The organism is Streptomyces sp. NPDC056883 (genome assembly GCF_042788835.1).
GTDB lineage: Bacteria > Actinomycetota > Actinomycetes > Streptomycetales > Streptomycetaceae > Streptomyces > Streptomyces stoeckheimensis.
On sequence record NZ_JBHUBS010000001.1, the window covers coordinates 905,638 to 907,216 of the forward strand.

At 74.6% G+C, this 1,579-nt stretch carries 1 protein-coding gene; it reads right to left on the reverse strand.

Annotated features, from left to right (window positions below; translation table 11 throughout):
* Positions 1–338 precede the first annotated feature (338 nt).
* Complete coding sequence (locus tag ACFRU2_RS04265) at positions 339–1,349, reverse strand: zinc-binding dehydrogenase (protein ID WP_382967367.1); 1,011 nt, start codon at positions 1,347–1,349, stop codon at positions 339–341.
* Between the last annotated feature and the right edge of the window lie 230 nt (positions 1,350–1,579).

The window sequence follows — 1,579 nt, forward strand, 5'->3', positions numbered from 1 at the left end:
GCAGTGGGAGGAGGCAGGGGGGGGGGGGGGGGGGGGGGGGGGGGGAGGAGCCGCCCCCTGCCCCCCTGGGGGGTTTCGGTCTTCCCCGGCGCACTGTGCGTGTGTTGCGTGTATCGGCACGTCGGGGGCTGCGCGCGGGGAATTGCGGCCGATGACGTCCGTGTCCCTCGTCGGGTCGCTTCGACCACGGTGGAGCGCACGAAGGTGATGGTCGGCAACCGGATGCGGTACGCACTCACCTACAACGGCCGGTACATGCCGCCCATGCTCCGGGTACGGCCGGGCGACGTCGACCAGCTCAAGATGACCAACAACGTGGACCAGACGGCCAGGTCCGGTCAGGGCTTGAGGACCAGCCGGATCGGGCTCCCCTCCTTGCTCACCAGCGCCTCGACGGCCCGCGCGGCCTCGGACAGCGGGAAGACACCGCTGACCGAGGCGGAGAGGTCCAGGCGCCCCCTGCTCACGAGGCCGACGAGTTCGGAGAGATCCTCGGGCCGCGACCCGTAGTGGCCGACGACCTGCTGCCCGAACCGGCAGAACCAGGTGCTGTCCTTGATGGTGAGCGGCTGGTCGGTGAGCCCCACCAGCACCAGCCTCCCCCGATCCGCGAGGCTGCCCAGGGCCTGGTCCCGGGCCGCCGGGACGCCTGCGAAGTCGAAGGCCGCGGTGATGCCCTGCGGGCCGGTGACGGTCCGCAGCCCGGCGCCGAAATCCGGGTCGGTCGGGTCGAGTGCGGCGTCCGCTCCGAGGCGCAGGGCGCGGTCACGTGCCTCGGCGAGCGGGTCCACGGCGATGATCGGACAGGCCCCGACCAGCCGCAGCAGTTGGACCGCATGGGCTCCGAGCCCGCCGACGCCCCACACGCCCACCGCCTCCGCGGGCCGCACGGCGGCGCGCGAGGTGATCGCCGCCCAGGGGGTGGAGACCGCGTCGGGGATGATGCAGGCCTGCTCGAAGGGGATCTCGGGCGGGAGGGGTACGACCGCGTCCGCGGCGGCGAGGGCGTACTGGGCCCACCCTCCGTCGCAGTTCACCCCCCGGGTGCAGCGGACCCCGTCGCGCAGCTCGCCGGCCTGGAGGACGACGTGGTCCCCGACGCTCAGCCCGGTCACGGCCTCACCGAGGGCGTGGACGACCCCCGCGGTCTCGTGCCCCAGCGTCACCTTGTCGCCCGCGAGGGGCCGCGGCTTGAGCATGCCCTGGATGAGGTGGACGTCCGACAGGCAGACACCCGCCGCCCGCACCTCCACCCGTACCTGTCCCGGACCGGGGGCGGGCACGGGTACCTCCTCGACGGCCAGGCCGCCGCCTTCGACGGACAGCCGTGCTGCCAGCATCGTTTCCATGTTCCCGCTCCTTCCGGCTCCGGGCGCGGTCGATCCCCCTTCCAGGGAAGCGCGTCACGGCACCGGCGCAAATCGACGGACGCTCCACCGTCACCGGCGCACCGCGTGGCCCCAGGGGTTGGGGGGGGGGTGGCATGGGGGGGGAGAGGGGGGGGGGGGGGGGGAGGAGGGGAGGGGGGGGAGGGGGAGGGGGGGGGGGGGGGTGGGGGGGGGGGGGGGGCGGGTGGGGA

What these genes read in the sequence shown, in the direction of transcription:
- ACFRU2_RS04265 (WP_382967367.1), bottom strand. Translation starts at nt 1,349, where the DNA reads ATGGAAACGATGCTGGCAGCACGGCTGTCCGTCGAAGGCGGCGGCCTG.